The organism is Neisseria basseii (genome assembly GCF_962707005.1).
Classification (GTDB): domain Bacteria; phylum Pseudomonadota; class Gammaproteobacteria; order Burkholderiales; family Neisseriaceae; genus Neisseria; species Neisseria bergeri.
Genome location: NZ_CAUIXH010000010.1, coordinates 52,397 through 78,094 on the forward strand (window position 1 = coordinate 52,397; position 25,698 = coordinate 78,094).

20 protein-coding genes are annotated in these 25,698 nt (G+C 51.1%); 11 read left to right on the plus strand and 9 right to left on the minus strand.

Annotated features, from left to right (window positions below; all coding sequences use genetic code 11):
- Nucleotides 1–55 precede the first annotated feature (55 nt).
- Nucleotides 56–874 carry an RNA methyltransferase gene (locus Q9I99_RS06730; protein WP_301666809.1) on the minus strand — a complete coding sequence of 273 codons (819 nt, stop codon included), beginning with the start codon at nt 872–874 and terminating at the stop codon, nt 56–58.
- 63 nt (nt 875–937) lie between these two features.
- On the opposite strand from Q9I99_RS06730, the gene Q9I99_RS06735 reads away from it, so the two are divergent.
- From Q9I99_RS06735 to Q9I99_RS06755, 5 genes are all read left to right on the plus strand, one after another.
- Nucleotides 938–1,108: an RNA-binding protein gene (locus tag Q9I99_RS06735; protein ID WP_301666810.1), complete on the plus strand. Its 171-nt coding sequence runs from the start codon at nt 938–940 to the stop codon at nt 1,106–1,108.
- Nucleotides 1,109–1,117: 9 nt separating this feature from the next.
- On the plus strand, nt 1,118–1,903 hold the full coding sequence (locus Q9I99_RS06740) for an inositol monophosphatase family protein (RefSeq protein WP_301666811.1): 786 nt from the start codon (nt 1,118–1,120) through the stop codon (nt 1,901–1,903).
- 33 nt (nt 1,904–1,936) lie between these two features.
- Entirely contained in the window at nt 1,937–2,137 is a 201-nt protein-coding gene (locus Q9I99_RS06745; protein ID WP_301666812.1) for a hypothetical protein, read from the plus strand.
- 117 nt (nt 2,138–2,254) lie between these two features.
- Entirely contained in the window at nt 2,255–4,501 is a 2,247-nt protein-coding gene (locus Q9I99_RS06750) for a TonB-dependent receptor (RefSeq protein WP_301666813.1), read from the plus strand.
- Between the two features lie 123 nt (nt 4,502–4,624).
- On the plus strand, nt 4,625–6,175 hold the full coding sequence (locus Q9I99_RS06755; protein ID WP_301666814.1) for a YdgA family protein: 1,551 nt from the start codon (nt 4,625–4,627) through the stop codon (nt 6,173–6,175).
- A 209-nt stretch (nt 6,176–6,384) separates the two neighbouring features.
- Here the strand turns inward: Q9I99_RS06755 and lpdA are convergent, their stop codons facing one another.
- The 3 genes from lpdA to aceE form a co-directional block, all read right to left on the minus strand.
- Nucleotides 6,385–8,172, minus strand: coding sequence for a dihydrolipoyl dehydrogenase (gene lpdA / locus Q9I99_RS06760; RefSeq protein ID WP_301666815.1), 1,788 nt, complete (start codon nt 8,170–8,172; stop codon nt 6,385–6,387).
- Nucleotides 8,173–8,260: 88 nt separating this feature from the next.
- Nucleotides 8,261–9,874, minus strand: coding sequence for a dihydrolipoyllysine-residue acetyltransferase (gene aceF / locus Q9I99_RS06765; protein WP_301666816.1), 1,614 nt, complete (start codon nt 9,872–9,874; stop codon nt 8,261–8,263).
- 240 nt (nt 9,875–10,114) lie between these two features.
- Nucleotides 10,115–12,778, minus strand: a complete 2,664-nt coding sequence (gene aceE, locus Q9I99_RS06770) for a pyruvate dehydrogenase (acetyl-transferring), homodimeric type (protein ID WP_301666817.1) — start codon at nt 12,776–12,778, stop codon at nt 10,115–10,117.
- A 694-nt stretch (nt 12,779–13,472) separates the two neighbouring features.
- Here aceE and Q9I99_RS06775 point away from each other — a divergent pair.
- Both Q9I99_RS06775 and Q9I99_RS06780 read left to right on the plus strand, forming a co-directional pair.
- Complete coding sequence (locus Q9I99_RS06775) at nt 13,473–15,185, plus strand: proline--tRNA ligase (protein ID WP_301666818.1); 1,713 nt, start codon at nt 13,473–13,475, stop codon at nt 15,183–15,185.
- A gap of 62 nt (nt 15,186–15,247) precedes the next feature.
- Nucleotides 15,248–15,904: a fumarylacetoacetate hydrolase family protein gene (locus Q9I99_RS06780; RefSeq protein WP_301666819.1), complete on the plus strand. Its 657-nt coding sequence runs from the start codon at nt 15,248–15,250 to the stop codon at nt 15,902–15,904.
- A gap of 7 nt (nt 15,905–15,911) precedes the next feature.
- On the opposite strand, the gene ruvX is transcribed toward Q9I99_RS06780, so the two are convergent.
- The 3 genes from ruvX to Q9I99_RS06795 are packed head-to-tail and all read right to left on the minus strand — an operon-like array spanning nt 15,912 to nt 17,471.
- Nucleotides 15,912–16,367 (minus strand): Holliday junction resolvase RuvX, encoded by a 456-nt coding sequence (gene ruvX / locus Q9I99_RS06785; RefSeq protein WP_301666820.1) that lies wholly within the window; start codon nt 16,365–16,367, stop codon nt 15,912–15,914.
- Nucleotides 16,360–16,908, minus strand: a complete 549-nt coding sequence (locus tag Q9I99_RS06790) for a YqgE/AlgH family protein (RefSeq protein WP_301666821.1) — start codon at nt 16,906–16,908, stop codon at nt 16,360–16,362. Before Q9I99_RS06790 ends, ruvX begins: the two co-directional genes overlap by 8 nt.
- A gap of 2 nt (nt 16,909–16,910) precedes the next feature.
- Nucleotides 16,911–17,471, minus strand: coding sequence for a CreA family protein (locus Q9I99_RS06795; protein WP_301666822.1), 561 nt, complete (start codon nt 17,469–17,471; stop codon nt 16,911–16,913).
- 325 nt (nt 17,472–17,796) lie between these two features.
- On the opposite strand from Q9I99_RS06795, the gene Q9I99_RS06800 reads away from it, so the two are divergent.
- The 4 genes from Q9I99_RS06800 to uvrB all read left to right on the plus strand — a co-directional run bounded on the left by Q9I99_RS06800 (nt 17,797) and on the right by uvrB (nt 24,223).
- Nucleotides 17,797–19,593 carry a peptidoglycan DD-metalloendopeptidase family protein gene (locus Q9I99_RS06800; RefSeq protein ID WP_301666823.1) on the plus strand — a complete coding sequence of 599 codons (1,797 nt, stop codon included), beginning with the start codon at nt 17,797–17,799 and terminating at the stop codon, nt 19,591–19,593.
- 135 nt (nt 19,594–19,728) lie between these two features.
- Entirely contained in the window at nt 19,729–21,204 is a 1,476-nt protein-coding gene (locus tag Q9I99_RS06805) for a S41 family peptidase (protein ID WP_301666824.1), read from the plus strand.
- A 60-nt stretch (nt 21,205–21,264) separates the two neighbouring features.
- A complete protein-coding gene (locus Q9I99_RS06810; protein WP_301666833.1) occupies nt 21,265–22,086 on the plus strand; it encodes a YwqG family protein in 822 nt (273 codons plus the stop codon).
- A gap of 109 nt (nt 22,087–22,195) precedes the next feature.
- Nucleotides 22,196–24,223, plus strand: a complete 2,028-nt coding sequence (gene uvrB / locus Q9I99_RS06815; RefSeq protein ID WP_301666825.1) for an excinuclease ABC subunit UvrB — start codon at nt 22,196–22,198, stop codon at nt 24,221–24,223.
- 50 nt (nt 24,224–24,273) lie between these two features.
- On the opposite strand, the gene Q9I99_RS06820 is transcribed toward uvrB, so the two are convergent.
- Both Q9I99_RS06820 and Q9I99_RS06825 read right to left on the minus strand, forming a co-directional pair.
- Complete coding sequence (locus Q9I99_RS06820) at nt 24,274–24,756, minus strand: hypothetical protein (RefSeq protein ID WP_301666826.1); 483 nt, start codon at nt 24,754–24,756, stop codon at nt 24,274–24,276.
- A 261-nt stretch (nt 24,757–25,017) separates the two neighbouring features.
- On the minus strand, nt 25,018–25,482 hold the full coding sequence (locus tag Q9I99_RS06825) for a hypothetical protein (RefSeq protein WP_301666827.1): 465 nt from the start codon (nt 25,480–25,482) through the stop codon (nt 25,018–25,020).
- Nucleotides 25,483–25,698: the final 216 nt, after the last annotated feature.

Here is a 25,698-nt window from a genome sequence, read left to right on the forward strand (position 1 = left end):
GTATTCTGATTTTTCCTGAAATGCCGTCTGAAAAGCGGATTCAGACGGCATGTGCTTAGGATTGCCCGTCCTTCAGACGCTGTTGCAGCGTATTGAAAAAACCGCGCAGGATATCGATGTCCTCCGTTTGCGTGTTGGCGCGTCCGAACAGGCTCTGCATACGGCGCATCAGACGCTCGCCGTTGCGGCGGTTGAAAAAGCCGATGTCGTCCATCACGCTTTCCATATGGGCGACCATACCTTTAATTTGTTCGTGGGTGGCGGCGTGGTCTTCCTGTTGCAGGTGGGTCATGGGCATATCGGTCTGGCTGAAGATTTCGTAACACGCGACCTGCACGGCTTGGGCGAGGTTGAGCGAGAAATAATCGGGGTTGCCGTTGATGGTCATCAGTCGGTTGCAGGCTTGGACTTCTTCGATGCTCAAGCCGAAAGTTTCGTTGCCGAAAACCAGCGCCACTTTCTCGCCGCGGTTGGCGGCCTGTAGTAATTTGGGCACCAAATCGCGCGGGGTTTGCAGCGGCACGGTGATTTCTCGGCGGCGGCTGGTCAGGGCGCAGGCGATGGTAGTGTCGGCAAGGGCTTCGTCCAGCGTGGCGACGATTTCGGCGTTGTGCAATACGTCTGCCGCGCCCGAAGCGAGGATGAAACTTTCTTCAGGCAGTGCAAAACTTTGCACGTCATCGGGATTGAAAACGGGCGGGTTTTCCGTCATCGGCGTAGCCATCAGATTGGGGGCGACGATGGTCAGTTTGTGCAGACCCATTGTTTTCATCGCGCGCGCGGCAGAGCCGATGTTGGCGGGGTGGCTGGTGCGGGTCAGGACGATGCGGATGTTGTCCAGATAAGCGGGCAGGGCGGGTTTGAGAGCAGTCATGTTCGGTTTTCGGTCGGAATGGAATAGGGTATAATGCGCCGTCTTTTTCGTTCGGACGGTCAAATGCCGTCTGAACTGTTCTTTAACAACGTCGGAAATTTAACGTTGCGCCTGAAGCAGACACGCGTCAGGCGGTATTTTACCCGATTTGGCAGGGTTTACCCCAACCAAATAAACTCCGATTTTGCCGCTCCGAAGGACTGCGCGTCCGAACCGGCGGTATGCCACCCTTAAGGAAATCTGATGAATCCGTTTTTGAATACAGCCTTTAAAGCCGCCCGCCGTGCCGGTCAGATGATGATACGCGCCGCAGGCAACCTCGATGCCGTCAAAACCGACAGCAAAGCCTTCAACGATTTTGTTTCCGATGTTGACCGCAATTCCGAAATCATCCTGGTTGAGGCTTTGAAAGAAGCCTATCCGCACCACAAAATCACTTGCGAAGAAAGCGGCTCCCACGGTAAAGCCACCGCCGAGTACGAATGGATTATCGATCCGCTCGACGGCACAACCAATTTCCTTCACGGACATCCCCAATACGCCATCTCTATGGCACTGCTGCACAAAGGCGTGTTGCAAGAAGCTTTGGTGTACGCACCTGAGCGCAACGACGTATATATGGCTTCGCGCGGCAAAGGCGCGTTGCTCAACGACCGCCGCATCCGCGTTTCCAACCGCATCGAACTGAACCGCTGCCTGATCGGTACCGGCTTCCCTGTTGTCGATCAAAGCATGATGGACAAGTATCTGGCGATTTTGAAAGATTTCTTGGCAAAAACCGCCGGCGGCCGTCGTGAAGGCGCGGCTTCTTTGGATTTGTGCGCCGTTGCGACTGGTCGTTTTGACGGCTTTTTCGAGTTTAACCTCAAACCGTGGGACATTGCCGCCGGTGCATTGATTGTCCAAGAAGCAGGCGGCATCGTTACCGATATGTCGGGTGAAGACGGCTGGCTGGAAAGCGGCGATGTTGTCGCCGCCAATCCCAAAGTGCTGGCGCAAATGTTGAAAATCATTTCCGCACATGTTTAATCCGAGTCTTTCCCGAAGGAGGGGAAGAATAGAATGCCGTCTGAAATACCCGACCGTATTTCAGACGGCATTTTGCTTTTAAGCGGAACAATCTTTTGGTCGGATATTGTCGGTTCGTTAACTTTTCCTTTATTGCTGCCTAAAGCGCGGGGGGACGGCACACCCTGCAGGTGTGGTATAAAGTACACACTTGAAAATAGAAATAAACCGATATTTGATAGGCGGATAGATTAAGCGTATGGATTCGTTTTGTAATGGGTTTGATTATCAAATATAATGCGCGCACAAAATATCCTTTGGGTTTTATCTTTTCCAATTCAAATTTGAACAATCAATAAAGAGAGCATTTTCATGAACAAAAAACTTGCCTTAATGCCGCTGTTGATTTTGAGTGCGTTTTCGTCTGCCGCCGACAATGTTCCGCAGCAGGGTGAACTCGGACAGGTTCATGTCCGTGCCGATGCCAAACGCGTCAAAGCCGCCCGTTCTTACTCCATTGCCAGCGACGGTGATTTGCGCGACCGCGTGAACTTGGGCGTATTGGGCAAAGCCAACGCCTTTACCGCGCCGATTACCGTCGTCAACTACGACGAACAAGCCCTCAACAACACCGAAGCGCGTACTTTGGTGGATGCCGTAGCGAAAAAAGACGCTTCCGTTTGGCAGTTCGGCGGCGAAAGCAACACGCTGACCGGTCTGTATTTCCGCGGTTATCAGCTTGATGCGCGCCAATTCAGCGTCAACGGTTTGGCAGGTATGTACGGCACGCAAGGCACGGCGAGCGTGCAAGTCGGCTCCGCACAACTGATTAAAGGCGCGTCCACCGCCGTAAACGGCATGGACCCTGAAGGCGCGGTATCCGGCTCCGTCAATATCGAGACCAAAAAAGCCGCCGATGAAGGCAACCGCAAAATCGGTTTGGGCTGGTTCAGCAACAACCGCGTCCAAGGTACGTTCGACTTGGGCCAACGCTTCGGCGAAAACAAAGAATTCGGTGTGCGCGCCAATGGCAAACTGCGCCACGGCGACACCCCGCGCCACGGTTACAGCGAAGACAACAAAGAATTTGCCTTGAATGCCGACTATCGCGGCGAAAAATTGCGCGTGGCGTTTGATTCCATCTACGCGAAACGCAAAACCAACGGCGGCCGCGCGCGTATGCAAGATATTCAAAACGCCAACGGACGCTTGTTTGACGCGCCCGATGGTAAAACCAATCTGCTGCCTTCTTGGAACTGGCAAAATACCGTCGGCGAAACCAATATGCTGACCTTTGAATGGGATGCGTTTGACAATGCACAGATTACAGGCGGTATCGGCTACAACAAAGCGCGTTATTACGGTACGCTGATTTCCCCGACCGTTTGCGGTACAAGCGGTGCGAGCGACCAAACCGCTACCTGCACAAGTGCCAAGCAATACCACACCGGCACGGCGAAACTGACCGACCAATATTTCCGCACATTGAGTATGAACCTGACCGCACGCGGCGAATTTGAAACCGGCCCGGTAACACACAACTGGAGTACGGCTTTCGACCGCATCATCCGTCAACGTGCAACGATCGATGGTAGTAAAGCCGGAACAAACAAGGCAGAAGTGAAGGCAAACGAAAATATTGAGCATCAATTGGCATCGTTTACAGCCGACTATCCCAATTCTTGGAAGAACTCCGCCACCAAGGATGCCAATATCAAAGTCAACAGCCTTGCCTTGTCCGACACCTTGGGCTTTGCCGACAACAAATATCGCTTGACTTTGGGCGGTCGTTTCCAAGCGGTTGAATACACCGACAAGAAAAAATCGCAGAGCGGTAATGCCAAACGCTTCAGCCCGATGCTGATGGCGGCGTGGGTTCCGCAGCCTGATTTGGTGGTTTACGGCAATTATATGGAAGACCTTGAGCCTGCCGACATCAAAGACGACGGCACAGGCGACACCACGATGGCGAAACCGCGCGTCAGCCGCCAGTTTGAAATCGGCGTACGCAAAAACTGGGGCGATTTCGTAACGACGCTGAACGCATTCCAAATCAAACGCCCGGGATACTGGCGCGGCAATACCAAAACAGGTACTGGTTTTGCAGCATACAAAGCAGCAGGAGGCGAGGCGGGCGACGAGCAAGGAATGGAACGCAGTCGCGGTATCGAGTTCAACGCATACGCCAACCTGTTGAACAAAACCCTGCGTCCGACTTTTGGTCTGATGTATCTGCAATCGACCGTGAAGAATTATCCGAATTCGCGCGATATGCTGGTTAACGGCGTACAAGTCGCCAATCCGCGCGTGATTGCCAAAGCAGGCGTGGAATGGGATACACCGTTTGCCAAAGGTTTGACCTTGAACGGCAATGTTTCGTATTTCGGCAAGTCTTACCAAGACACGCAAAAACAATACGCCTTCCCGTCTTACACTTTGGTTGACGTAGGCGCGCGCTACAAAACCAAGCTCGGCAAAAACACCCTGACCGTCAGCAGCTCGGTAGAAAACCTATTCAACAAAAACTACTGGCAGGTACAGCGCGGACAATTTGACCGCAGCTTCGCCGTCGTCGGTATGCCGCGTACTTACTGGCTGAAGGCGGAATTGGATTTCTGATTTCTCCGCATCCGGAAAATGCCGTCCGAACAGGTTTCAGACGGCATTTCTTTTAAAGAGATATGGCGGGATATGCTTAAATAATGCTATTCTAGTGCCTTTGAAACCTGCTTGTTTGAAGTGATGAAAAAACCTTTGATTTCGGTTGCTGCAGCATTGCTCGGCGTTGCTTTGGGTACACCTTATTATTTGGGTGTCAAAGCCGAAGAAAGCCTGACGCAGCAGCAAAAAATATTGCAGGAAACGGGCTTCTTGACCGTCGAATCGCACCAATATGACCGCGGCTGGTTTACCTCTACGGAAACGACGGTCATCCGCTTGAAACCGGAGTTGCTGAATAATGCCCGGAAATACCTGCCGGACAACCTGAAAACAGTGTTGGAACAGCCGGTTACGCTGGTAAACCATATCACGCACGGTCCTTTTGCCGGCGGATTCGGCACGCAGGCGCACATTGAAACCGAGTTCAAATACGCGCCTGAAACGGAAAAAGTTCTGGAACGCTTTTTTGGGAAACAAGCTCCGGTTTCCCTTGCCAATACCGTTTATTTTAACGGCAGCGGCAAGATGGAAGTCGGCGTTCCCGCCTTCGATTATGAAGAACTGTCGGGCATCAGGCTGCACTGGGAAGGCCTGACGGGGGAAACGGTTTATCAAAAAGGTTTCAAAAGCTACCGCAACAGCTATGATGCGCCCTTGTTCAAAATCAAGCTGGCAGACAAAGGCGATGCCGCGTTTGAAAAAGTGCATTTCGATTCGGAAACTTCAGACGGCATCAACCCGCTTGCTTTGGGCAGCAGCAATCTGACTTTGGAAAAATTTTCCTTAGAATGGAAAGAGGGTGTCGATTACAACGTCAAATTGAACGAACTGGTCAACCTCGTTACCGATTTGCAGATTGGCGCGTTTATCAATCCCAACGGCAGCATCGCACCTTCCAAAATTGAAGTCGGCAGGCTGGCTTTTTCAACCAAGACCGGGGAATCGGGCGCGTTTATCGATAGCGAAGGGCGGTTCCGTTTCGATACGCTGGTGTACGGCGATGAAAAATACGGCCCGCTGGACATCCATATCGCTGCCGAACACCTCGATGCTTCTGCCTTAACCGTATTGAAACGCAAGTTTGCACAAATTTCCGCCAAAAAAATGACCGAGGAACAAATCCGCAATGATTTGATTGCCGCCGTCAAAGGCGAGGCTTCCGGATTATTTACCCATAATCCGGTACTCGACATCAAAACGTTCCGTTTCACGCTTCCGTCGGGCAAAATCGATGTGGGCGGGAAAATTATGTTTAAAGATCTGAAGAAGGAAGATTTGAACCAATTGGGACTGATGTTGAAGAAAACCGAGGCAGACATCAGAATGAGCGTGCCTCAAAAAATGCTGGAAGACTTGGCGGTCAGTCAGGCAGGCAATATTTTCAGCATCAATGCCGAAGATGAGGCGGAAGGCAGGGCAAGTCTTGACGACATCAACGAGACTTTGCGCCTGATGGTGGACAGTACGGTTCAGAGTATGGCAAGGGAAAAATATCTGACTTTGAACGGCGACCAGATTGATACTGCTATTTCTCTGAAAAACAATCAGTTGAAACTGAACGGTAAAACGTTGCAAAACGAACCGGAGCCGGATTTTGATGAAGGCGATATGGTTTCAGAGCCGCAGCAGTAATGGGGCAAATGCCGTCTGAAATGTTCAGGCGGCATTTTGTTGTATTGGAAACTGCCGTTTTCAACCATTCCTTCAGATAAGCCGTGTCGGATTCGTTTTTAGGCAGGACGTAGGGAATATTTTAATCCGCTGTAAAACAGAAAATGCCGTCTGAACATTTCAGACGGCATTTGCTCAAATAAACCTTATGGCTGTTTATTCAGTCGGATTTATTTTTTCTTTTGCGGAGGCAGGTCGGTACATACGCCCAATGCCACTTCCGCCGCCATACCGATGGATTCGCCCAAGGTCGGGTGCGGGTGGATGGTTTTGCCGATGTCTGCCGCATCGCAGCCCATTTCGATGGCAAGGCAGACTTCGCCGATCATGTCGCCACCGTTCGGACCGACAATGCCGCCGCCGATGATGCGGCCGGTTTCGGCATCGAAAATCAGCTTGGTAAAGCCGTTGTCGCAACCGTTGGCAATCGCACGGCCGGAAGCCGCCCACGGGAAGTTGGCTTTGGTGATTTTGCGGCCGGATGCTTTGGCGGACAACTCGGTTTCGCCCACCCACGCCACTTCGGGGGAGGTGTAGGCAACGCCCGGAATCACGCGCGCGTCGAAGTAGGCTTTGTGGCCGGCACAGTTTTCGGCGGCAACGTGGCCTTCGTGAACGGCTTTGTGCGCCAACATCGGTTGACCGACGATGTCGCCGATGGCGTAGATGTGCGGCACATTAGTACGCATTTGTTTGTCCACTTCGATGAAGCCGCGATCGGTTACGGCAACGCCTGCTTTTTCCGCGCTGATGAGTTTGCCGTTGGGCGCGCGGCCGGCGGCAACCAATACGGCATCGTAGCGTTGCGGCTCTTTCGGCGCGTTCGCGCCTTCAAAGGTAACGTAAACGCCGTCTTCTTTCGGCTCGACTGCAACGGTTTTGGTGTTGACCATAATGTTGTCAAAACGGTATTCGTTTTGTTTTTGCCATACTTTCACCAAGTCGCGGTCTGCGCCTTGCATCAGGCCGTCCATCATTTCAACCACATCCAAACGCGAACCCAGCGTGCTGTAAACCGTACCCATCTCGAGGCCGATAATGCCGCCGCCGATAATCAGCAGTTTGCCCGGTACTTCTTTCAGAGCCAAAGCGCCGCTGGAATCGATGATGCGCGGATCTTCAGGGATAAACGGCAGCTTGGTTACGCGGCTGCCCGCTGCGATGATACAGTTTTTGAACGCAACGATTTTTTTCTCGCCGGTAGGCGTAGCTTGCTCGTACACGTCGCCGGTAGTCAGCGACACTTCCAAGTGGTGCGGATCCAAGAATTGGCCGTCGCCTTGGATAACGTCCACTTTACGGCCTTTTGCCATGCCTGCCAAACCGGTAGTCAGGCGGGAAACCACACCTTCTTTGTAGCCGCGCAACATGTCGATGTCGAGTTCAGGCTCGGGGTATTTGATGCCGTTGGCAGCCAAGTGGCGCACTTCGTCGATAACGGCAGCGTTGTGCAATAATGCTTTGGAAGGGATACAGCCGACGTTCAAGCAAACGCCGCCCAAGGTTTTGTAACGCTCAACGATGGCAACTTTCAAGCCTTCGTCAGCAGCGGCAAATGCAGCGGAGTAACCACCGGGGCCGCCACCCAATACGACCACGTCGTACTCTGCATCGGCAGAACCGCCGAATTGCGACGCTTGCGGTGCAGGAGCGGCAGCTTTAGGGGCTTCTTGCGCAGGGGCAGCAGCAGGAGCTTCTGCTTTAGGAGCGGCAGCCGCGCCTTCGGCTTCAACGACTACAATCAAGCCGCCTTCGGAAATTTTGTCGCCGACTTTGACTTTGACTTCTTTGACCACGCCCGCAACTTCGGCAGGCACGTCCATCGTCGCTTTGTCGGTTTCCAGGGTAATCAGGGTATCGTCAACGGCGATGGTGTCACCTACGTTCACTTCAACCGCAATAATATCTACATTTTCGTGTCCGCCAATGTCGGGCACTTTCAATTCAACTAAGCTCATGTCTAATCTTTCTGAATGATATTCGGACTTCTATTTTCAGACGACCTGTCGGGTTGTATGCCGAAGGTCGTCTGAAAATACGCTCGGATTACAGGGTAATGCGGCGGAAGTCTTTCAACAGGTTCGCCAGGAATACGGTGAAGCGCATACCGGCGGCACCGTCGATAACGCGGTGGTCGAAGGACAGGCTCAACGGACACATCAGGCGAGGAGCGAACTCTTTGCCGTTCCAAACCGGTTTGATTTGGGATTTGCACACGCCCAAAATAGCGACTTCAGGTGCGTTCACAATCGGAGTGAAGCTTGTACCGCCGATGCCGCCCAAGCTGGAAATGGTAAAGCAGGCGCCTTGCATTTCTTGCGGTTTGAGCTTGCCTTCGCGGGCTTTTTTAGACAATTCGGTCAGCTCTTGGCTGATTTCTTTCAGACCTTTTTGATCCACGTCTTTGATTACGGGAACAACCAAGCCGTTCGGCGTATCAGCTGCGAAACCGATGTTGAAGTAGTTTTTCAGAACCAGATTGTCGCCGTCCAAAGAAGCGTTGAACTCTGGGAAGGCTTTCAGCGCGGAAACGGAGGCTTTGATGATGAACGCCAACGGAGACAGTTTCACGCCTTCGCGTTCCCATTCTTTGTTCAGCTGTTTGCGGAATTCTTCCAATTCGGTCATGTCCGCTTCTTCGTGTACGGTAACGTGCGGGATAACTACCCAGTTGCGGGACAGGTTTTGACCGGAAATTTTCTTAATGCGGGACAACTCTTTAACTTCGACATTGCCGAATTTGGAGAAGTCCACTTTAGGCCACGGCAGCAAGTCTAGACCGCCGCCCAAAGATGCGCCGGCAGCAGCAGGTTTCGCCGCACCGCCTTGCATTACAGATTTCACAAAGGCCTTAATGTCATCGCCCATGATACGGCCTTTCAAGCCGGTACCTTTGACTTGACCTAAATCCACACCCAATTCGCGCGCCAGTTTGCGTGCGGAAGGACCCGCGTGTGCTTTGGCGAAAGCGGCTTCGTCGATTTTGGCAGCGGCAGGTGCGGCAACAGGAGCCGGAGCGGCGGCAGGCGCGGCAGCCGGAGCAGGTGTCGCTGCCGGCGCAGCGGCTTGAGCAGGCGCGGGAGCGGGAGCGGCGGCAGAACCGGCAGTTTCCACTTCGATAATGGCAGTACCTTCGGATACTTTGTCGCCGACTTTCAGGAATACGGCTTTAACGACACCGGCGGCAGTACAAGGTACGTCCATAGTCGCTTTGTCAGTTTCCAAAGTAATCAGCGTGTCGTTTTCGGCAACGGTGTCGCCCACTTTGACTTCAACGGCGATTACATCTACATCAGTATGACCGCCAATATCAGGAACGGCTACTTGAACGGTTGCACCGCCTGCGGGAGCAGCAGTGGGTGCAGCGGCAGGCGCAGGTTGTGCTTCAGCGGCAGAAGCCGGAGCAGCCTCAGCAGCGGCAGCACCGGTTTCAACAGTCAGAATCACGCCGCCTTCGGAGATTTTGTCGCCGACTTTGACTTTCACTTCTTTCACAACCCCTGCTGCATCGGCAGGTACGTCCATAGTGGCTTTGTCGGTTTCCAGTGTAATCAGGGTGTCGTCAACGGCGATGGTGTCGCCCGCTTTGACTTCTACTGCGATGATATCGACGTTTTCATGACCGCCAATATCGGGTACTTTGATTTCTACGATACTCATTTGAGTTCCTTTGATGATTTCGGTTTGAGGTCGTCTGAAAAACAGTTTCAGACGACATCACTTATGTTTTCCGGCACGGATAACCATTTCCAAGACAACTTTTCTGCGCTTCGAACCTTTTGCACGACTTGCGCCCGCTGCCCGGTAATTCAAGGTTTGTCCGTTATACAAACCGTCAACGTATTCTTGATTCAGACGACCTCACAAGCAGATTGACTTTGAGGTCGTCTGAAAACAGGATTAGCGTTTCCAGCTTGGCGCCACGTCGGCATTGATGCCGTATTTTTCGATGGCTTGTTGAACGGTTTCTTTGCTGACTTTGCCTTGTTCTGCCAATGCGCTCAATGCTGCCACGACAACGTTGTAGCGGTCCACTTCGAAGAAGCGGCGCAGGTTGGCACGGCTGTCGGAACGGCCGAAACCATCGGTACCCAAGACATGGTAGTCGTTCGGGATGTACGCGCGGATACGGTCGGCATAGCTGCGGATATAGTCGGTAGCGGCGATAACTGGACCGTCATGACCTTGCAGTTGTGAGGTAACAAAAGGTACTTTTTCAGCTTCCAACGGATGCAGGCGGTTGAAACGTTCTACTTCGATGGCATCGCGGTGCAGCAAGTTGAAGGACGGGCAAGACCAAATGTCTGCTTCTACGCCGAAGTCAGCTTTCAGCAATTCGGCACCGGCAATCACTTCTTGCAGGATGGTACCGGAACCCATCAATTGAACTTTCTTGTCGCCTTTACCGCCGGCTTTCAGCAAGTACATACCTTTCAGGATGTCTTGTTCCACGCCTTCGGGCATATCCGGGTGAGTGTAGTTCTCGTTCATCAAGGTGATGTAGTAGAACACGTCTTCATGGTTGACGTACATACGGCGCAGGCCATCATGTACGATAACGGCCACTTCGTATTGGAAGGTCGGATCGTATGTTACGCAGTTCGGGATCAAATCAGCTTGAATGTGGCTGTGGCCGTCTTCGTGCTGCAGGCCTTCGCCGTTCAAGGTCGTACGACCGGCAGTACCGCCCAACAGGAAGCCGCGTGCGTGCATATCGCCGGCAGCCCATGCCAAGTCGCCGATACGTTGGAAACCGAACATAGAGTAGTAAATGTAGAACGGAATCATCGCGAAGTCGCTGTTGGCATAGCTGGTCGCTGCAGCAATCCAGTCAGCCATCGCGCCAGGCTCGTTAATACCTTCTTGCAGGATTTGACCGTCAACAGACTCTTTATAGAACATCAGTTGGTCTTTGTCTTGCGGGGTATATTGTTGGCCTTTCGGATTCCAAATACCGTATTGGCGGAACATGCCTTCCATACCAAAGGTACGGCTTTCGTCAGGAACGATAGGTACGACGCGTTTGCCGATTTTTTTGTCTTTCAGCAAAGTAGACAGAATGCGGACGAAAGCCATGGTGGTTGAGAATTCACGGTCGCCGCTGGATTTCAGTTGAGTCTCAAATGCTGACAATTCAGGCACTTCCAGAACTTCTTGGGTAGGCTTGCGTTGAGGCAGGTAGCCGCCCAAAGCTTCGCGGCGTGCGTGCAGGTATTTGTACTCTTCACTGTCGGGAGCAAAAGTCAGGTAAGGCAGATCGCCGCTGTCGATTTGCTCGTCGGTAACCGGAATGTCAAAGCGGTCGCGGAATTGTTTCAGAGACGCTTTGTCCATTTTTTTGGCTTGGTGGGCAACGTTTTGACCTTCACCGGATGCACCCATACCATAACCTTTAATGGTTTTCGCCAAAATTACGGTAGGTTTGCCGTCTGCATGGTTAGCTGCGCGGTCATAAGCGTTGTACACTTTTTGAGGGTCGTGACCGCCGCGGTTCAATGCCCAAATTTCGTCATCGGTCATATCGGCAACCAATGCTTTCAATTCAGGGGTATTGAAGAAGTGTTCGCGCACGTACGCACCGTCTTTGGATTTGTAAGTTTGGTAGTCGCCGTCCAAACATTCTTCCATGCGTTTGCGCAGGATGCCGTCTTTGTCTTTTGCCAAGAGGCGGTCCCAACGGCGGCCCCAAATAACTTTGACAACATTCCAGCCTGCGCCGGCAAAGTTGCCTTCCAATTCTTGGATGATTTTGCCGTTACCGCGGACAGGACCGTCCAAACGTTGCAGGTTACAGTTGATGACGAAAATCAGGTTATCCAAACCTTCGCGTGCTGCCAATGCGATGGCGCCTTGTGATTCAGGTTCGTCCATTTCGCCGTCGCCACAGAAACACCATACTTTACGGCCTTTGGTTTTTGCCAGACCGCGGGATTCCAAGTATTTCAGGAAACGGGCTTGGTAAATCGCCATGATCGGACCCAAGCCCATAGATACGGTCGGGAATTGCCAGAAATCAGGCAGCAAGTGCGGATGCGGGTAAGAAGGCAGACCCTGTCCGTCCACTTCCTGACGGAAATTGTTCAGTTGGTCTTCAGTCAGACGGCCTTCAACGAAAGCGCGGGCATAGATACCTGGAGAAACGTGGCCTTGGAAGAATACCAAATCACCTTCTTCGCCTTCGCCTTTAGCTTTCCAGAAGTGGTTGAAACCCACTTCGTACATGGTTGCGGCAGATTGGAAAGATGCGATATGACCACCCAGCTCCAAATCTTTTTTACCGGCGCGCAATACGATGGCGGCGGCGTTCCAGCGCACGAATGCACGGATGCGGTGTTCGATGTTTTGGTCGCCCGGAATGCCTTTTTCGTTTTCAACCGAAACGGTATTCAAATACGGGGTGGTCGTGCCGTGTGGCATACGTACGCCTTTGTCGCGGCAGTATTTGACCAGGTTTTCCAAGAGGTATTGCGCGCGTTCGCCGCCTTCATATTCGAGGACGGAGCTTAACGCGTCCAGCCACTCTTGGGTTTCGATAGGGTCAACATCGTGTAATTGGGTGGACATAGTATCTATCCTTTATGTTGAGTGTTTAATCGGCAGGGAGGGTGTAGCCAACCCCTTTATTTTCGTTTGTGAAAAATAATAAGCAAAAACGAAAATTTCTAAATCAAACCGAAACAAAACAATTTAAGTCCAATGTTTTCAAAAAATTATAAAAGTCTTGGAAACAAGGGAAAACTTGAAAAAAATGTTCGGTCTGCTCCACACGAAATCCTATCAGCAATCGGGTCTGCTGGCAAATAACTATGCTTTTAAAAGCAGGTTTTATACTGAAGTTGGCGTTTGGTAAGGCCAAGTCTTTTTGATTTCGAAATATTCTGTTTGATTTTGGTTATATTTTTTCGGAATTGTGGGATATCGAATCATTATGTCTCTGCCGGCAATTTCCCTATTGTAGAAAATCTATACACAAGCTTTGTGGATAACCGTGTTGATAAGCCACGGCTTGTGTTAAAAAAGTCTTACGCAACAAATGTACGCTTATTTTGATTAAAAAATAGGCACATTTAAATCTATAAAAATCATGTAATTATGTTCAATATGATGTTTCTGGTTATGTTTTTGCCGTCTGTAATCGGATTTGTCCCGTGCTTGGGGCAGGGGGTGAATTTTGGAGGTTGGTGCAAAACCTGCTTTTTTCGCGTTACAATCTGCACCCGATTTACTTTTGAATCTGCCTGTTTGGAAAAATACTTTTATGAAAGCCAGCCAATTTTTCATTTCCACCCTGAAAGAAGCCCCTGCCGAAGCCGCGCTTGCTAGCCACAAGCTCATGATTCGCGCCGGTCTGATTAAAGCCAACGCATCCGGTCTTTATACTTGGATGCCGATGGGGCTGCGCGTGTTGCGCAAAGTTGAAAACGTCGTGCGCGAAGAAATGGCGCGCGCGGGCAGCGTGGAGTTGCTGATGCCGGTGGTGCAGCCTGCCGAGCTGTGGCAGGAATCCGGCCGCTGGGAATTTTACGGTAGAGAACTGCTGCGTCTGAAAGACCGCCACGACCGCGATTTCTGCATGGGTCCGACCTGCGAGGAAGTCATCGCCGACATCGTGCGCAAAGAAATCAACAGCTACAAACAGCTGCCAAAAAACTTTTACCACATCCAAACCAAATTCCGCGACGAAGTGCGTCCGCGCTTTGGCGTGATGCGCGCACGTGAGTTCGTCATGAAAGATGCCTATTCCTTCCATGCCGACTATGCCTCGCTTCAGACGACCTATGATGCCATGTACGACGCTTACTGCCGCATCTTCACCCGTCTGGGCTTGGCGTTCCGCCCCGTCGCCGCAGACACCGGCAGCATCGGCGGCACCGGTTCGCACGAGTTTCAAGTGTTGGCGGAAAGCGGCGAAGATGTGATTGCATACAGCGACACTTCCGATTACGCCGCCAATATCGAGCTGGCACCGACCTTGCCGCTCAAAGGTGAACGCGCGGCCGCTCAGGCAGAGCTGGCCAAAGTACACACGCCGAACGTCAAAACCATTGATTCATTGGTTGATTTCCTCAGCATTCCGATTGAAAAAACACTGAAATCCATCGTGGTCGAAGGCGAAAACGAAGGCGAAATCGTCTTATTGCTGTTGCGCGGCGACCATGAGTTCAACGACATCAAAGCCGAAAAACTCGCAGGCGTGAAATCGCCACTGACCATGGCAGACCCTGCCGCCATCCGCGCGCAGTTCGGCGCAAACGGCGGCTCGCTCGGCCCTGTTGGCTTTAAAGGCAAAGTCTATGCCGATTTCGCCACCGAGAAAGGCGTGGACTGGGTCATCGGCGCGAACGAAGACGACTACCACTATACCGGCTTCAACTTCGTCCGCGACGCCGCCGAGCCTGAATTCATCGATTTGCGCAACGTCGTCGAAGGCGACGAAAGCCCCGACGGACAAGGTCGTCTGAAACTGGCGCGCGGCATCGAAGTCGGACACGTTTTCCAATTGCGCGACAAATACACCCAAGCCATGAACGTAAGCTTCCTTGACAACAACGGCAAATCGCAAATCATGGAAATGGGCTGCTACGGCATCGGCATCACCCGCGTCGTTGCCGCCGCCATCGAGCAGAACAACGACGAAAAAGGCATCATCTGGACAAAAGCGATGGCGCCGTTTGAAGTCGTTATCGTACCGATGAACTACAAAAAATCAGATGCCGTGCGCGAAACCGCCGACAAAATCTACGCCGAACTGCTGGCGGCAGGCGCGGACGTCCTTCTCGACGACCGCGACGAACGCGCAGGCGTGCTGCTGAACGACTCCGAGCTTCTGGGCATCCCGCACCGCATCGTCATCGGCGACCGCGCCCTGAAAGAAGGCAATGTCGAATACGCCGAACGTCGCGACAACGAAGCGCAATCGGTTCCGATCGGAGAAATTGTTGCACGTGTAACAGCTTCATTAAATGCGTAAGCTTGGTCAAATGCCGTCTGAAAATAATTTCAGACGGCATTTTTATTTGGGGAGAAAGTGAAGTGGCTTCAGTATTTTTAGAAGGAGAAGCAGTTGAAGTCGGCAATATTTTCTGTATCGGCAGGAACTATGCCGCACATATCGAAGAGTTAAAAAACGAAATACCTTCCGAACCTGTGGTGTTTATGAAGCCGTCAGGCAGCATTTTGAATAGCGGCGGTACAATCTTGCTGCCCGAATTCAGTAGGGATGTACATTTTGAGTGCGAGCTTGTGTTGCTGGTCGGTAAGGATTCAGACGGCATGGGCGAGGGTGAAGATATTTTGGGATGTGTCGCAGGATATGGTGTAGGGCTGGACCTTACGGCACGGGATATTCAATGCCGTCTGAAGGAAAAAGGACTGCCTTGGTTGAAGGCAAAGGGATTCAGGCATTCTGCATGTGTTTCGGATTTTGTGGCGGCGAACAAGGTTTCCAGACAATCCTTCCTTTTTTCATTGAGGCAGAACGGTATATTGAAACAGCGGGGCAACACGGAAATGATGATTTACCCGCTCAGGATGGTTTTATGCGAGCTGGTTCTGTCCTATGGCTTGAAAAAAGGCGATCTAGTATTTACCGGAACACCTTCAGGTGTAGGGAAAATCAGTGAGGGGGACAGATTGGAACTGGAATTGGACGGGCTTGCAGAAGCTTTTTTTACGGTAGCCCGAAAATAAGGCAGACTTATTCGTCCCGTCCGTTGAAAAATTCTTCCGAACCACCTTCGAAGAAACTTTGCAGGATTGCCTGTGCGGCTACTTGGTCGAGAACGGATTTCCTTTTTTTGCCAAAAACTTGTGCTTCTGAAAGCAGGCCTTCCGCATAGACGGACGAGAGGCGTTCGTCCACCCAATAGACGGGAAGCCCGAATCTGCCGTGCAGCCTGCGTCCGAACTTGCGCGACAGGTGCGTCATTTCATGTTCCGCGCCGTCGGTATGGACAGGCAGACCGACGACAAAATAACGCGGCTGCCATTCTTGAACCAGCTTGGCGATTGCCGCGAATTTTTCATCGTTGCTGCCGCCGGTAACGGTGGCCAGCGGATGGGACAGCCCCAATTCCGCATCGCCCTGTGCCACGCCGATGCGCGCTTCGCCGAAGTCGAACGCCAGTGCCGTTCCTTTTGGGATTTTATGCATGACCGGCTCCCGAAAACAGGGCGAGCGGGTCGATGCCGAGTTTGGCGAATGCGGCGGCGTAACGGTGTTCGTAGGGGATGTCGAACAGGATGTGTTCGTCGGCGGGAACGGTCAGCCACGCATTGTCGGCAAGTTCGCGTTCGAGCTGCCCTTTGCTCCAGCTCGAATAGCCTATGCTGATCAAGGCTTTGTCAACCGCACCTTCGCGTGAAATGTTTTCAAGCACATCGCGGGAAGAGGTCAGCGCGATGCCGTCTGAAACGCCGATGCTGCTTTGCCAGTTGCCGATCGGGGTATGCACGACATAACCTCGCTCGACTTGCACCGGCCCGCCCATCATCACGCTGTCGTGCTGCATCCGCATGGGGATGTTTTTGCCGGTGGCGGAAAAAATCATGTCCATCGTAATCGGAGAGGGTTTGTTGATGGCGATGCCGAGTGCGCCGTCTTCATCGTGTTTGCAGATATAGACGACCGATTGTGCAAAAAACGCGTCTTCCATATCGGGCATGGCGACGAGAAAGTGGTTGGACAGGTTCATAATCAGCGTTTGTCGGGATTTTCTATCGGGTTGGAAATAATGCAGGTGCCGGCAAGCAGTTTGCCGGAAGTATCGGTTTGCACCCCGTCGGTTTGCGGTATGCCGCTGCCGAAACAGGAAACTGCACTTAAGGAATTTTTCGGAGAACCTTGGACGATTTTATCGCTGTAAACCAAATAAGCGAAAGTTTTACGTTTCGGATCATAATAACGGATAATCTGTCGGCTCTTGAACGCGAAGCTCGTACCGCGCTTGAAAACTTCTTTCGGTTTGCGTACGGCGGTTTCGTCAAAAGAAATCGAAGATGCCGTCTGAACGCACGAAACCGATGCGTCGGACGCGTCCTCTTCCAAATTGACCATTTCCTTCAAACCGCCTTTTTTTGCATACGAAATATAACAGGCAACCCCTCGAACGTCGGGATCGTCGAATCCTTCCACTTCGATACGGTCGTTTTTGCCCAGCATATTGAAAACGGTGCTGACCCGTCCGATTTTATCGGTTTCGCCGCTGCCGCAGGCAGTCAGCAGAACAGCGGCAGACAGCAGTAGCAGTCTGTTCATCAAAATTTCCTTATCGGTTGAATCACCGTTTTCCGGAAGGCGGCAGGGCTTGCTTTGTTTGGATGGGCGCACGCTCCCGAATCGGGCAACATACGGTACGCGGCTTAATGTGCTACCCTGTATGTCGGAACACAATATCCGTTGCAGCATTGAAAATATGCCGCACAATATAAGGCTGTTTGAACCGATTGCAAGTGTCTGTGCAAAGAAGGTGCAAGATTGGGCAAACGGCATTTTCAGACGGCATAACTGACAGTATAATCCAAACGTCCGGCTGCTTTCGTGCAGCCTTCAGTATTATCCAACTTTTTCCGAAGGCCGAACCATGCGCTACAAACCCCTCCTGCTTGCCCTGATGCTCGTTTTTTCCACGCCCGTCGTTGCCGCCCACAACGCGGCACACAACCGTTCCGCCGAAGTGAAAAAACAGGCGAAGAACAAAAAAGAACAGCCAGAAGCGGCGGAAGGCAAAAAAGAAAAAGGCAAAAATGCCGCAGTGAGAGATAAAAAAACAGGTGGCAAAGAGGAGGAAAAAGAGGGCAAAGAGTCCAGAAAAAACGCCAAAAACCGCAAAGAAGCAGAGAAGGAGGCAACATCCAAGCAGTCTGCGCTCAAAGGACGCGGAGAGGATAAAGAATCGAAGGCGGAACACAAAAAGGCATATGGCAAGCCTGTGCCCGAATCCAAAGAAAAAAACGCAAAAACACAGCCTGAAAACAAACAAGGCAAAAAAGAGGCAAAAGGACAGGACAATCCGCGCAAGGGCGGCAAGGCGGAAAAAGACACTGTTTCTGCAAATAAAAAAGACCGTACCGACAAGGACGGCAAAGCAGTGAAACAGAACAAAAAACACACGGAAGAGAAAAATGCCAAAACCGATTCCGACGAATTGAAGGCCGCCGTTGCCGCTGCCACCAATGATGTCGAAAACAAAAAAGCCCTGCTCAAACAAAGCGAAGGAATGCTGCTTCATGTCAGCAATTCCCTCAAACAGCTTCAGGAAGAGCGTATCCGCCAAGAGCGTATCCGTCAGGCGCGCGGCAACCTTGCTTCCGTCAACCGCAAACAGCGCGAGGCTTGGGACAAGTTTCAAAACCTCAATGCCGAGCTGAACCGTTTGAAAACGGAAGTTGCCGGCGCGAAAGCGCAGATTTCCCGTTTCGTATCGGGGAACTATAAAAACAGCCAGCCGAATGCGGTCGCCCTGTTCCTGAAAAACGCCGAACTGGGTCAGAAAAACCGCTTTTTGCGCTATACGCGTTATGTGAACGCCTCCAATCAGGAAGTCGTCAAGGATTTGGAAAAGCAGCAGAAGGCATTGGCGGCGCAAGAGCAGAAAATCAACAATGAACTTGCCCGTTTGAAGAAAATTCAGGCAAACGTCCAATCACTCCTGAAAAAACAGGGTGTAACCGATGCTGCGGAACAGGCGGAAAGCCGCAGGCAAAATGCCAAAATCGCCAAAGATGCCCAAAAACTGCTGGAACAGAAAGAAAACGAGCAGCAACTGAACAAGCTCTTGAGCAATTTGGAGAAGAAAAAGGCCGAACACCGCATTCAGGATGCGGAAGCAAAAAGAAAACTGGCGGAAGCCAGACTGGCGGCTGCCGAAAAAGCCAGAAAAGAAAAAGAAGCGGCGCAGCAGCAGGCTGAGGCACGACGTGCGGCAATGTCCAACCTGACTGCCGAAGATAGGAGCATCCAAGCCCCTCCGGTTATGGGTATCGGCAGTGCCGACAGTTTCAGCCGCATGCAGGGACGTTTGAAAAAACCGGTTGACGGTGTGCCGACCGGACTTTTCGGGAAAAACCGCAACGGCGGCGATGTTTGGAAAGGCGTGTTCTATTCCACTGCACCTGCAACGGTTGAAAGCATTGCGCCGGGAACGGTGAGTTATGCGGACGAGTTGGACGGCTACGGTAAAGTGGTCGTGGTCGATCACGGCGAGAACTACATCAGCATCTATGCCGGTTTGAGCGAAATTTCCGCCGGCAAGGGGCAGCCGGTTTCTGCGGGAAGCAAAATCGGCACGAGCGGGTCGCTGCCGGACGGGGAAGAGGGGCTTTACCTGCAAATACGTTATCAAGGTCAGGTGTTGAATCCTTCGAGCTGGATACGTTGATTGGGAAAATAAAAAGGCAGGTTTTGCGCGGATTGTCCGCTGCGGCGCGTCCCGTTGCAAATCCTGCCGTTTTCAATACGTTTTCAATGGCTGTGTTTCCGTTTTCGGAAAATCAAGAGAGAAAGTTAAAGAAGAATGTCGAAACCTGTTTTCAAGAAAATCGCACTTTATACCCTGGGCGCAATCAGCGGCGTTGCCGTCAGTCTGGCGGTGCAGGGTTTTGCCGCCGAGAAGGACAGGCGGGATAACGAAGTCTTGCCGGTACAATCCATCCGCACAATGGCGGAGGTTTACGGTCAGATTAAGGCAAACTACTATCAGGATAAACCCGATGCCGATCTTTTCGAAGGTGCGATGAAGGGTATGGTTGCCGATTTGGATCCGCATTCCGAATATATGGATAAAAAAGGTTATGCGGAAATGAAGGAGTCTACCAGCGGGGAGTTTGGCGGCCTAGGCATGGAAATCGGTCAAGAAGACGGATTTGTCAAAGTTATCGCACCGATTGAGGATACGCCTGCGGAACGGGCAGGGGTGAAAAGCGGCGACTTCATTGTGAAAATCGATAATGTTTCGACGCGCGGGATGACAGTCAGCGAAGCAGTTAAAAAAATGAGGGGTAAGCCGGGTACGAAGATTACTTTGACGCTGTCGCGTAAAAATGCCGACAAGCCGATAGTCGTCAACCTGACGCGCGCCATCATTAAAGTGAAAAGCGTCCGCCATTATTTGCTCGAGCCGGATTACGGCTATATCCGCGTGTCGCAGTTCCAAGAGAAGACGGTCGAAAGCGTCAATACCGCCGCAAAAGAGCTGGTAAAGGAAAACAAAGGCAGACCGCTCAAGGGGCTGGTGTTGGATTTGCGCGACGACCCCGGCGGGCTTTTGACCGGCGCGGTCGGCGTGTCGGCGGCGTTTCTGCCGTCTGAAGCGGTCGTCGTCAGTACCAAGGGGCGCGACGGCAAAGACGGCATGGTACTGAAAGCCGTTCCCGAAGATTATATGTACGGTATGGGCGGCGATCCTTTGGCGGGTATTCCTGCCGAGTTGAAAACCGTTCCGATGACGGTGTTGATCAATTCGGGTTCGGCTTCCGCTTCGGAAATTGTCGCAGGTGCATTGCAGGACCACAAACGCGCGGTGATTGTCGGTACGCAGAGCTTCGGCAAAGGTTCGGTTCAGACTTTGATTCCCTTGTCTAACGGCAGCGCGGTCAAGTTGACGACCGCCCTGTATTACACGCCGAACGACCGTTCCATTCAGGCGCAGGGGATTGTTCCGGATGTCGAGGTAAAAGATAAGGAACGTGCTTTTGAAAGCCGTGAGGCGGATTTGGTCGGACACATCGGCAATCCTTTGGGCGGCGAGGATGTCAATAGTGAAACCCTTGCCGTGCCGGTTGAAGAAAATGGGGATAAACCCGCTGCAAAAGAAAAAGGCAAAAAGAAAAAGGATGAGGATTTGTCTTCAAGGCGGATTCCCAACCCTGCCAAAGATGAGCAGTTGCGCAAGGCTTTGGATTTGGTCAAGTCGCCCGAGCAGTGGCAGAAGTCTTTGGGGCTGGCGGCGAAAAAGCCGGTTTCAAGTAAAGACAAAAAAGATAAGAAGTAGGTTTTGACGATGCCGTCTGAAAGGGTTTCAGACGGCATATTATGTTTGAAAGGACAGGTTATGAGCGATTTTTTACCGGAATTTGAACCGTTTGCAGAGAAAATTGCAGCCACGGCAAAACCCGTCGTGCGTTTTTCTTTGAAGAAAGAGACAGTAGAACTGTGGGACAGCAAGGTCGGTGGCAGACCTTATCTGCCGGAGGGTATGGAATATCCCCAAAACGACCAAGGACAACCGCTTTCCCTGCTGGCACAAATCAACTTTGCCCAAATGCCGCATCTGCCGGACTATCCGACTGAAGGCATCGTCCAGTTCTTTGTCGACGGTTACGACGATTTGTCGGGCATGGATTTCGACGACTTGCGTGCCCAAAAGGGATTCCGTGTTTTGTACCATCGCGAAGTGCGGCAGGAAGGTCTGTGTTCGGATCTTCCGGCATATTCCGATTTCGGGGATTTCGGAGTCGGTCTGCCGTTTGATGCAGAGGAAGAATTCCGCATGGTTTTTTCCGAACCGGAGACGCAATATCTGTCTTTCGACGATTACCGTTTCGATCAGACTTTTCCGGAAATGCGCAAGCTGATTCTCGAAAGGGTTACGGATACGGGTAACAACGATTGGCGGCTTTACGAGAACTATCGGGAAGCCTCCAATCAGGCGGGACACTGTATTGGCGGTTATCCCTGCTTTGCCCAATACGATCCGCGCGGCGGCAGTTTGGAAGGCTATGAACTGCTGTTCCAATTGGAAAGCCAATATGACGAGAACGAAGGAATAGACATTATGTGGGGCGATATGGGTGTCGGCAATTTCTTTATCGCGCCCGAAGATTTGGAAAAATGCGATTTTTCCAAAACGGCATTCACTTGGGATTGCGGTTGAGTTCAGACGGCATACGGTCGGGAATGTCTTTTATTCCATGCCGTCTGAAAGACGTTTCTGACCTATCCCTACTACACGCTTTGTCCACAAACGCATCACAGGCAAGATTATGGAAGTTATCCGATACCCCGATTCCCCCTTCAAACTCCACCAACCTTTCCCGCCAGCAGGCGACCAGCCCACCGCCATTGCCGGCCTGCTCGAAGGGCTTTCAGACGGTCTTGCCTATCAAACCTTGCTCGGCGTAACTGGTTCGGGCAAAACCTACACCATGGCGAACGTCATCGCCCAAAGTGGCCGACCCGCCATCATCATGGCGCACAACAAAACCCTTGCCGCCCAGCTTTATGCCGAAATGCGCGAGTTTTTCCCCGAAAACGCGGTGGAATATTTTGTCTCCTACTACGACTATTACCAGCCCGAAGCCTATGTGCCCAGCCGCGACTTGTTCATCGAAAAAGACAGCGCGATCAACGAACACATCGAGCAAATGCGCCTTTCCGCCACCAAAAACCTGATGACGCGCGACGACGTGATTATCGTCGCCACCGTGTCTGCCATTTACGGTATCGGCGACCCGACCGAATATCAACAAATGGTATTGTCCGTCAAAGAAGGCGACACCATCGAGCAGCGCGACATCATCGCCACGCTCGTTTCCATGCAGTACGAACGCGGTGATTTGGACTTCAAACGCGGCAGCTTCCGCGTGCGCGGCGACGTGATTGACGTGTATCCCGCCGAAAGCTCCGAAAACGCCTTGCGCATCAGCCTGTTTGACGACGAAATCGACCGCCTCGATATGTTCGACCCGCTTTCAGGCGGCCTTATCCAACGCGTCGGCCGCTACACCGTCTTCCCGTCCAGCCACTACGTTACCCCGCGCGACACCGTATTGCGCGCCTGCGAGTCCATCAAAGAAGAATTGCGCGAACGCATCGAATTCTTCGCCCGCGAACAACGCCCCGTCGAACAACAACGCATCGAACAGCGCACCCGCTTCGACCTCGAAATGCTCTACGAAATGGGCTTCTGCAAAGGCATCGAAAACTACTCCCGCCACTTCTCCGGCAAAAAAGAAGGCGAACCGCCGCCCACGTTGATGGACTACCTGCCCGACAACGCCATCATGTTCATTGACGAAAGCCACGTTACCGTTACCCAAATCGGCGGCATGTATAAAGGCGACGCATCGCGCAAACAAAACCTCGTGGACTACGGCTTCCGCCTGCCCTCCGCCCGCGACAACCGACCGCTCAAATTCCACGAATTTGAAAAAGTCATGCCGCAAACCGTCTTTGTTTCCGCCACCCCCGCCAAATACGAAGAAGAACACGCCGGACAAGTCGTCGAACAAGTCGTCCGCCCCACAGGGCTGGTCGACCCACAAATCATCATCCGCCCCGTCGCCACCCAAGTCGATGATTTAATGAGTGAAATCAACGACCGCATCCAAAAAGGCGAACGCGTGCTCGTTACCACCCTCACCAAACGCATGGCGGAGCAACTCACCGACTATTACAGCGAACTCGGCATCAAAGTACGCTACCTGCACAGCGACATTGACACTGTTGAGCGCGTTGAAATTATTAGGGATTTGCGGCTCGGTCTATTTGACGTACTCGTCGGCATCAACCTCTTGCGCGAAGGCCTCGACATCCCCGAAGTTTCCCTCGTCGCCATCCTCGACGCAGACAAAGAAGGCTTCCTGCGCTCCCACCGCAGCCTGATTCAAACCATAGGCCGCGCCGCCCGCAACGTGAACGGCGTCGCCATCCTGTACGCCGACAAAATCACCGACTCCATGAAAGCCGCCATCGACGAAACCGAACGCCGACGCGAAAAACAGATTAAATTCAACGAAGAACACGGCATCGTACCGCAGCAGATTAAAAAACAGGTCAAAGACATCATCGACGGCGTGTACCACGAAGAAGACGGCGGCAAAAGCCGTCTGAAAGGCAAAAACAAGGTTAAAGTCGGCGAAATCCACAATGAAGAAGATGCGATTAAAGAAATCGCCAAACTGGAAAAAGCCATGCAGCAGGCGGCTAGAGATTTGCAGTTTGAAGAGGCGGCTGTGTTGAGGGATAGGATACGGGGGATTAAGGAGAATTTGTTGTTTGGGGCGAAGTGAGAAAAATGCCGTCTGAAGCAAGCGTAGGTCGGATTCAAGAATCCGACCTACTAAATTTCATTTAAAAAATCAGGATTTTCAAATAACTTGTAAATAAAACTCTCTATTGAGTCAGCTAACGGATTTTCCATATCCCATATCCAATAGACAGGTTGTTTAGGCTTATCTAAATTTCTCCTATCAAAACAAATAAAATATTCACTAAATCTTTCGAAAAATGGTACTTGATATGGCTCAATAACAAAATCAGAAGAAACTTGTTCTGACTCCCCAATCAATATATCTAAAATGGATAAAGGATCCATAATTCGATTATCGGACTCTGAGCGAATACTTCCACTTTCATTTACAGTAAGAAAACCATAACCAATTTCTTTCCAAAAGCAGAATAAATCATATGGGATTTGGATATGCTTTTCTAACTCTATAAAATCACTATCTGGTAATTTAAAAAATAGATTTTTCTCTTGGCATAATGAATATTCATCGAAATTATTCACAATAATAGAAGAATTTTTTATTCGTTCAAACATATTATCTATCCAAATGTTTTTGAAGATTTCTTAATGCTCCATCTGCTCGATGAATGCCGCCTTGATGCTGTTCAGCAAGCAACTCTAAGTCGGATACTTGTATCCGACAAAACCTTTAATATTCCCGTTGTTGCAATCCATTGCAGCAACGCCCAAAATGTCGGATTCGAGAATCGAACCTATGGAAAACTAAAGATTTCATATGGGCTATAGCTTGCTTCTTAATCGTCTCTAAAGAAATTTTGAGCCTACCTACGTAATTTATTTATTATCTAATATTTTTATAGGTATTAATGGATTATTTTCCTCCCATGGAACTTCATAATCTAGAAAAATAGATTCTAGCGCTAGAATGAACGAATGATTAAGCTCAAATGGCAAATCTTCGCATTCGAATAGTTCGGGAATATAAAATTTAACTAAATCCAAGCCTTTTTTTGTTAATGTAATTTCCTCAGAATACCATAATTCATTATTTTCCGTACCAAAAGGATTTTGTTTTGCAAATTCCTGGCAAAACAGGAATATCTCTTGTTTTTTATCAAATGTAAAAGGCCATAAAATAGCCAATTCACATACTAATAGCCGATATATAAATTCAACTGCAAATTGCCATTGCCATGTTTGCGGTTCGCGCCCTAGTGGTGCAAAAGATATCGGAGTAAAATCATCAAAGGCCAAATATTCAAATCCGCATTGTATTTCTTCTGCTGTTTCTTTATTCATAGTAAAACCTTATTTAGCTGGAAATTTAAATTTTAAACTTGTAGGCCGAGACCTTTGCAAAATTCCTTTTCCCCCAACAATCAAAACCCCAACACAGGTTTTCGGCTGTTTTCGCCACCAATCACTCCCTAACTCTACCCAAATACCCCCTTAATCCTCCCCAGACACCCGATAATCAGGCATCCGACCGCCTTTTAAGCAGCAACAGGCACACTT